The organism is Paracoccus sp. MKU1 (assembly GCF_001447385.1).
Lineage (GTDB): Bacteria > Pseudomonadota > Alphaproteobacteria > Rhodobacterales > Rhodobacteraceae > Paracoccus.
The window spans coordinates 1-7421 of the sequence record NZ_LLWQ01000077.1 but is presented as its reverse complement, the minus strand read 5'-3'; the positions used below and the strand labels follow the sequence as shown (position 1 = coordinate 7421).

Genomic DNA, 7421 nt, shown 5'->3' with positions numbered 1-7421 from the left:
AGCGGCGTTGTCCGCGTCCAGGCATTGCCGGAGTTGACCGCGCGCTTGTGGTATCCGCGCGGCGTCATGTAATAGTCGTGGTAATCGACCAGGAACTGCGCCTCGCCGCCCTGCAGCTCGTTATAGGGCGGCTGATAGGCCGAGGTGCCGTTCTCGGCGTCCTCCCAGCGCTGGCGGCTGAGCGTCTCCAGCACCTCCGCGCGCTGTTCAGAGGTCATGGCATCGTCGTAGCCCTTGGACATGACGCGGGTCATGTCATACATGGTGCTGGCGACGACGGCCTTGACACGCTTGTCCACCGCCACGGCGCTCAGCGCCATCCCGCCCCAGCCGCAGATGCCGATGACGCCGATGCGCTCGCGGTCCACGGCCGGGTGCAGGCCGATGAAGTCCACGCCCGCCATGAAATCCTCGGTGCTGATGTCGGGCGAGGCGACGTTCCGCGGCTCGCCGCCGCTTTCGCCGGTATGGGACGGATCGAAAGCCAGCGTGACGAAGCCGCGTTCCGCCATGGTCTGGGCGTAGAGACCCGAGGATTGCTCCTTCACCGCGCCGAACGGACCGGCGACGACGATGGCCGGCAGGCTGCCGCTGCGGTCCTTCGGCAGGTAGAGATCGCCCGACAGGGTGATACCGTAGCGGTTGGTGAAGGTCACCTTCTCATGGTCGACGTTTTCGCTTTTCGGGAAGACCTTGTCCCAGTCCTGGCTCATGGTGTTGTCTCCGGTGTCTGATGTGGATTGCGCCAGGGCGGACTGCACGCCCAGCATGATGGCGGTGCCGGCGGCGACCGATCCCTGAAGCAGGGTTCTGCGGTTGAGGCGATCATTCAACGGGATATCTCCTTCCATTCATGTGTTGGGGGCAGGTTTCAGCATGTGTTTGCCGTCGCGGATCAGGGCCAGGGCGAGGGCGGCGAGAACGATGCTGCCGATGAAGGTCGCCTGAATGGAGATCCCGTCCAGCAGCAGCCCGCCCACGACCGCGCCCAGCAGGATCGCCGCCTGGATCGCCGCGACCATCAGGCTGCCTCCGGCTTCGGGCGCATCGTCGGCGTTCTGCGACATCCAGGTCATCCAGATCACCGAGAACATGGTGTTCATCGCCCCCCAGATCGCCATGAACAGGCCCACGGCGATCACGGAATGGCCCAGCAGCAGCAACCCGACCGTAGCCCCGCCCATCACCAGCGCCGGCAGCTTCAGGAACGGCGCGGCATTGCCCTTGATGAAGCGACCCGCCGCCCAGGTGCCGACGAATCCGGCGCAACCCAGCAGAAGCAGCAGGGCCGAAAGCGTCGCCACATCGACGCCGGTCACCTGTTCCAGGAACGGCCGCAGATAGGTGAACATGCTGAACGCCGAGCCCCAGGACAGCATGCAGGCGATCAGCCCGCGCCGGAAATACGGTCGCTTTAGCAGGCCGAGCGACGTCCGGAAGTCCTGCTTCTTGCGCGCGGGCATCGACGGCAGCGCAACCAGGTGCCAGACGAGGTTGATGGCGACGATGGGCGTCAGCGCCCAGAAGACGTCGCGCCAGCCGAAGATCCCGCCCAGATAACTGCCGATCGGCGCGGCGAAGGCGGCGGCGATGGCCTGCCCGCCATACATCAGCGCCAGCGCCTTGGGCACGTCCTCGGCCGGCACCAGCCGCATGATCACCGCCGTCGCCAGCGCCCAGAACCCTCCGATGCAAATGCCCAGAGCCGCCCGACCGATCATCAGCACGGTGAAACTCGGCGCGGCGGCGACCAGCACCAGCGACAGCAGCATGAATCCGGTCAGCGCCACCAAGACCCATTTGCGGTTCAGCCTCCCGGCGGCGGTGGTGATCAGCAGGCTGGCCGCGACCGCGAACAGCCCGCTGACCGAGATCGCCTGTCCGGTCTGACCCTCGGTCGCTCCCAGCCCTTCGGCCATCGGCGTCAACAGGCTGACCGGCATGAATTCGGACGCGATCAGCATCGCCACGCAAAACGCCATCGACAGCACAGCACCCCAGGCGGCGGGCCGGCTGCCGGTCTGTTCCACGGTGGAAACCATCCGATGCTCCTGATTGTCGGGTTCGCAGCGGATATAGCCGATCTGCGGCCATCCGATTACCCGGATCATTTTGATTGGATCAATCGACCAGGTCGATTAATTTGCCCCTCATGGAAAAGACCGATCTCAACCAGCTCACCTGGTTCCGCATCGTAGCCGAGGAGCGCAACTTCACCCGCGCGGCAGCGCGGATCGGCGTCGCACAATCGACGCTCAGCCATGCCATCAAGCAGTTGGAGACCCGCATGGGCATCCGCCTGCTGACCCGCACTACCCGCAACGTCACCACGACGCCGGCGGGCGAGCGCCTGCTTCACACCATCTCCCCGCGCCTGGCCGAGATCGAGGAGGAGATCGCCGCCCTGACCGCGCTGCGCGACAAGCCCTCGGGATCTATCCGGCTGACGCTGTCGGATCACGCGCTGGAAAGCGTGGTCTGGCCGAAGCTGAAGCCGGTGCTGCGTGACTATCCCGATATCAGCGTGGAGTTGATCCTCGACAGCAGCTTCCGCAATATCGTCGAGGATGGCTTCGACGCCGGCGTCCGCCTGGGCGAGAGCGTGGAAAAGGACATGATCGCCGTCCGCATCGGCCCCGACTGGCGGCTGGTCGCCGTGGCCTCACCCGGTTACCTGGCGGCGCATGGCACGCCCGAGCACCCGCGCGACCTGATCCGCCACATCTGCATCAACATGCGCCACGAGAGTGCCGGTGGCCTCTATGCCTGGGAGTTCGAGAAGGACGGGCAGGAGTTGCGGGTCCGGGTGGACGGGCAACTGGCCTTCAACAATTCCTACGCCATGATCGACGCGGCGGTGAGCGGTTACGGCATCGCCTATGTGCCAGAGAACATCGTCGCCGCCCAGGTCGCCTCGGGCGCATTGGTGCAGGTGCTGGACGACTGGTCGCCCATGTTCGACGGCTATTTCCTTTACTATCCCAGCCGCCGACAGAACCTGCCCGCCTTCAGGGTGATCGTCGACGCGCTCAGGCACAAGGGTGGACGCGGCTAACCCTTCGGCGCCTTCGGTTTCGGCTGATGCAGCCGCCTCCGCGCATTCGCCCGGAAGGCATTGCGCAGGTCCTTGTTGATCAGGTCCAGATCGAACCATTCCGGATCGAAATGCCCGCCCGCCCATCGCAGCGTGGAGCGGTGTTCATCGTGCTGCGGATCGCGGATGATGTCGAGGAAATCCCCGTAGGCCCAGGGCCCGCCGACATCCGCGGGCGGTCTCGCCCGCGCGCCGTCCAGACAAAGGGCATCGCGCGGCGCCGGGCCGAGCGCCAGCCAACAAGGGGGCGGAGTGAAGACCGGGACCAGAGCCGCACCTCATGGCCTTACGTTTCACGCATAGATCACGACCGGCACGCCGGGTTGCAGCATGGCGTAGATATCCTCGATCTCCTCGTCGCTGACGGTGATGCAGCCGGCGGTCCAGTCCCGTTTCTTGCGAACCTGTTCATTGCCTTCGGGCCCACGGCCGTGGAACATGATGTCCCCGCCCGGATCTCGTCCCAACTGCGCGGCAAAGGCCCGGTCGCGTTCGTTCGAATAGGAAATGCCGACCGAGAGATGGTAGCGGCTGCGGGGGTTGAAGCGGTCCACGAAATAGACCCACTCGGGTGTCTTGCCGTCCCCTTCGAACTGCTTGTGGCCGACCGGCTGGAAGTCCAGCCCGAAATCGTAGGATCTCAGCACCGCCTGCCCACTGACCAGGTGCATCCGGCGCTGGCCCTTGTAGACCACGACCTGAGTGACCGGGGGACCTGAATAGGTCTTGAACTGCGGTCGCTTCGCTTGGGGCGCGCCACAACCCGCGAGAGCGGCGAGAACGGCCAGGGAAAAATGGCGTCTGTTCAACGGGATCATGCGGAAACTCTCCTGAAGGCTATCATTGCTCGCTTGCCGCGGCGTAGCTGCTGAAGACCTCGCTGCTGCCTTCCTTGCGGATCAGCAGCACGTCATAGGCCTCGCGCCGGGATTCCGGCCCCATGCCGGGGCTGCCATAGGGCATGCCGGGCACCGCGATACCGGCGGCTTCGGACCGCTCCGCAAGCAATCTGCGAATGTCCTCGGCCGGGACATGGCCTTCGACGAAATAGCCGTCGATCTCGCCGGTATGGCAGGAAGAATGCTCCACCGGCACCCCCATATCCATCTTGTGTTGCATCAGCAGGGTGCCGAAACGCTTTTCCGAACTGACCTCGAAGCCCTCTTGGCGCAGATATTCCGTCCATTCGACGCAGCATTCGCAGCCCTGTCCCTCGACGACATGAATGGCCTGAGCGGCATCGTCCTGTGCGACGGCGGCGCCGGGGAAGGCCAGCAGGAGGGCGGCCAGCGCATTGCGGCTTGCGGTGGAAAAGGTTTTCATTCGATGGCCCTTGTGATCTTGGGGACCGCGAATTTGCGATCCTCGTGGAAATCGATGATGCTGGACAATGCCCCCGACGGTCGGAAGACATGCACGCCGGAGGTGTGGTCCATGGTGTAATCGCCGTCCTCGCGCGGGATCCGCTCGTATCGGGCGCCGAATGCGCCGGCGGCTTGGGCGACCTCTGCGGGCGTGCCGGTCAGGCCGCGGATGCGGGGATCGAAGTTCGAGAGATATTCGCTCAAGGTCGCCGGGCTGTCGCGCTCGGGATCGACGGTGATCAGGCTGACATGGATCCGCTCGGCCTCCGGTCCCAGGTCCTCCAGCCAGCCCGAGATGTCCATCAGCGTCGTCGGGCAGACATCGGGGCACCAGGTGAAGCCGAAGCAGACCATGCTGGCCCGGCCCAGCCAGTCGCGCGGCGAGACGCGATCGCCCCGGTCGTCGGTCAGTTCCCAATCCATGCGGGCGAGGTCGATCCGATCGAGCGCGCCCGCATCGCCGGTGATCCGCCGCAGGTCGCCGCTGCGCCAGGCGCCCAGGCCCATCATGAAGCCGAAGGCGCCAAGGGCCCCTGCACCGCCAAGGATCAACCGGCGTCGCATTGCGCCTCCTGCGCCCGGATCGACAGGACGCGGGTGTCGATCTCGACCGCACCGGCCCGTTCGAATTGCAGCGTGACGGGGAAACTCTCGCCCTCGGTCAGGGGCGCCGTCAGCCCCATCAGCATGCCGTGATGGCTGCCGGGCGCGAGGCCGACGGTCTCGCAGGCGGGGATCTCGACCGCCTCGGCATGGGGCATCGAGGCGACGCCCTCCTCGACCACGGTCCGGTGCAGCATCGTCATGGCGGCGACCGGGGTGTCGATGCCCGTCAGGCGGTCGGCGGTTTCGCCTTCGTTGCGGATCTCGACGTAGAAGACCGCCGGACGCTCGTTGCCGATGGTGGCGCGCGACCAGGCGCCGGTGACGGTCAGCCCGCCCGCCGAGACGCTGGCGCATTCGGCGACCGCGGCAAGCGGCAGCGTCACGGCCAGCCCGAGGGCGGTTGCAAGGTGTTTCATCGGTTCAGATCCTTTCCTGAATATCTGCCAGAATCTCGGCCGCCGGGGTTTCATAGGGAAACTGGCGCAGCCATTCGCCATCCGGGCCGACCAGAAACAGCCCCGGGCTGTGCGACATGCTGTAGCCATCGGGGGCGGCAGGGTCTTCCTCGCGCCCGAAATGGACCTTGAAGCTCTCGGTGGCCGCCTGCGTTGCGGCGCCGTCGCCGGCAAGGCCGAGGATCGCCGGATGGAAGGCCGCCAGATAACCGGCCAGCCCCTGCCTGCGGTCGCGTTCGGGGTCGATGGAAATGAACAGCGGCCGCACCTTGTCGGCCTCCGGCCCCAGGTCGTCCATCACCTGCGCGACCTCGGACATGGTCGTCGGGCAGACATCGGGGCAATTGGTGAAGCCGAAGAAGACCAGCGCGAAGCTGCCGCGGAAGTCCTCCATGCCATAGGTTCGCCCGGCCTCGTCCTGCAACGCGAAATCGGGGCGGAAGGGGGGCTGGGGCGGCTCGGGCCTCCGTCCGGCCCATTGCAGCGCCAGAACACCCACCAGTGCGAATGCCACCAGTGTCCAGAGAACCAGCCTGATCCGTCGCAGAGTCATTCTTCGTCCCTCGGTAATGTCTGGTTCATGTGCATTTTCTCTTGTCAGGCTTGGCGTGAAGGCCGATCCAGCGCGGCACCCGAGCGGCCCAGGCGTCATAGGCCGCGCCATGGGCGGCGCGCAGCACCCGTTCCTCGTCGCGGATCTGGACCGAGGCCGACCACAGGAACAGGAGCAGCGCCAGCGCGGTGGGCAGCGAAAGGATCGCCAGCGCCACACCAGCCAGCAGAATGGCCTGTCCGAGGAAAGTCGGGTTGCGGCTGATCCGGTAGAGGCCGCCTGTCACCAGAGCGCCGGTCTCGCCCGGCGCCACGCCGACGCGCCACGACGCCCCCATCGACATCTGCGCGGCGAAGGCCAGTGCCGCGCCGGTGGCGGCTGTGACTGCGCCGACGATCCCGGCAAGCATAAAGCGGCCCTCGGTCCAGAACGGATCGGCCTGATGCAGCACCGGGACCACCAGCCACAGAAGCGGCCCCGCCAATGCCAGAACAAAGGCCATGCGGAAACCAAAGGCTGCAAGCCTGCCGGTTCCTGACGCCATGCCGAACAGCCAGACCGGCCGTCCTGCGGCGCGGGCCGCCTCGGTGGTGCCCCAGAAGAACCCCGCCAGATAGATCGCGAGGATGCCGAGGGCGATCCAGTCCGCCGATTCCATTGCTTCACCCCCGCTTCGACGGGTCGAAGGCCAGCAGGCGCAGGGCGTTCAGCGTGACCAGCACGGTCGCGCCGGTATCGGCGAGGATGGCGATCCACAGCCCGGTGATGCCGAGGACCGAGGTCACCAGGAACACCGCCTTCAGCCCCAGCGCGATGGCGACGTTCTGGCGGATGTTGCCCATCGTCGCCCGCGCCAGCCGGATCAGCGCCGGAACGTCCGCCACCCGGTCGCGCAGGATCGCCGCATCCGCCGTCTCCAGCGCCACGTCGGTGCCCGAGCCCATCGCCACCCCGACGCTCGCCTGCTTCAGCGCCGGGGCGTCGTTGATGCCGTCGCCGATCATCATCACGCCCCCCTGCGCGGCCATCCCGCGGACCCCGGCCAGCTTGCCTTCGGGCAGCCTCCCGGCCCGATGGTCCATGCCAAGGGCCCCCGCCATGGCCTCGGCGGTCCGCGGGTCTTCGCCGGCCATCATGACCGCGCCGACATCCAGCGCGCGAAGCTGGGCCATCGCCCCGGCGGCATCGGCGCGCGGCTCGTCGCGCATGGCGATCAACCCCAGGGGGCGGCGCGCGCGAAAGACCGCGACCACGGTCTTGCCCTCGCTTTCCAGCGCGGTGGCGCGGCGGATCGCATCGGCTTCGATTCCGCCCTGCTCGGCGGCATGGCGGGGCGAGGATACCCRTGC

Annotated in this window: 11 protein-coding genes; 1 reads left to right on the top strand and 10 read right to left on the bottom strand. The window is 66.7% G+C overall.

Annotation, left to right across the window (positions count from 1 at the left end; genetic code table 11):
- Together AQY21_RS05175 and AQY21_RS05170 are read right to left on the bottom strand one after the other, a co-directional pair.
- On the bottom strand, positions 1 to 833 hold an 833-nt coding region (locus tag AQY21_RS05175), incomplete at its 3' end, for an alpha/beta hydrolase (protein WP_203416390.1).
- Positions 834 to 851: 18 nt separating this feature from the next.
- A complete protein-coding gene (locus AQY21_RS05170; protein WP_058096711.1) occupies positions 852 to 2042 on the bottom strand; it encodes an MFS transporter in 1191 nt (396 codons plus the stop codon).
- Positions 2043 to 2152: 110 nt separating this feature from the next.
- On the opposite strand from AQY21_RS05170, the gene AQY21_RS05165 reads away from it, so the two are divergent.
- Positions 2153 to 3055: a LysR family transcriptional regulator gene (locus tag AQY21_RS05165; RefSeq protein WP_058096710.1), complete on the top strand. Its 903-nt coding sequence runs from the start codon at positions 2153 to 2155 to the stop codon at positions 3053 to 3055.
- On the opposite strand, the gene AQY21_RS27580 is transcribed toward AQY21_RS05165, so the two are convergent.
- The 8 genes from AQY21_RS27580 to AQY21_RS05130 form a co-directional block, all read right to left on the bottom strand.
- Positions 3052 to 3330 carry a plasmid pRiA4b ORF-3 family protein gene (locus AQY21_RS27580; RefSeq protein WP_255374792.1) on the bottom strand — a complete coding sequence of 93 codons (279 nt, stop codon included), beginning with the start codon at positions 3328 to 3330 and terminating at the stop codon, positions 3052 to 3054. The two genes, AQY21_RS05165 and AQY21_RS27580, sit on opposite strands and share 4 nt — an antisense overlap.
- A 57-nt stretch (positions 3331 to 3387) precedes the next feature.
- Positions 3388 to 3912: a murein L,D-transpeptidase family protein gene (locus AQY21_RS05160; protein ID WP_058096709.1), complete on the bottom strand. Its 525-nt coding sequence runs from the start codon at positions 3910 to 3912 to the stop codon at positions 3388 to 3390.
- A 22-nt stretch (positions 3913 to 3934) separates the two neighbouring features.
- A complete protein-coding gene (locus tag AQY21_RS05155; RefSeq protein WP_058096708.1) occupies positions 3935 to 4417 on the bottom strand; it encodes a DUF411 domain-containing protein in 483 nt (160 codons plus the stop codon).
- Positions 4414 to 5022: an SCO family protein gene (locus AQY21_RS05150; protein ID WP_058096707.1), complete on the bottom strand. Its 609-nt coding sequence runs from the start codon at positions 5020 to 5022 to the stop codon at positions 4414 to 4416. The genes AQY21_RS05155 and AQY21_RS05150 overlap by 4 nt, the downstream gene beginning before the upstream one ends.
- Complete coding sequence (locus AQY21_RS05145) at positions 5007 to 5480, bottom strand: copper chaperone PCu(A)C (RefSeq protein WP_058096706.1); 474 nt, start codon at positions 5478 to 5480, stop codon at positions 5007 to 5009. Before AQY21_RS05145 ends, AQY21_RS05150 begins: the two co-directional genes overlap by 16 nt.
- 4 nt (positions 5481 to 5484) lie before the next feature.
- Positions 5485 to 6072 carry an SCO family protein gene (locus AQY21_RS05140; RefSeq protein ID WP_058096705.1) on the bottom strand — a complete coding sequence of 196 codons (588 nt, stop codon included), beginning with the start codon at positions 6070 to 6072 and terminating at the stop codon, positions 5485 to 5487.
- 25 nt (positions 6073 to 6097) lie between these two features.
- The gene (locus AQY21_RS05135; RefSeq protein ID WP_058096704.1) at positions 6098 to 6730 is read right to left on the bottom strand and encodes an isoprenylcysteine carboxylmethyltransferase family protein; all 633 of its coding nucleotides are present in this window, start codon (positions 6728 to 6730) and stop codon (positions 6098 to 6100) included.
- Between the two features lie 4 nt (positions 6731 to 6734).
- The coding region (locus tag AQY21_RS05130; RefSeq protein WP_152988114.1) for an HAD-IC family P-type ATPase at positions 6735 to 7421 on the bottom strand (687 nt) is incomplete at its 5' end.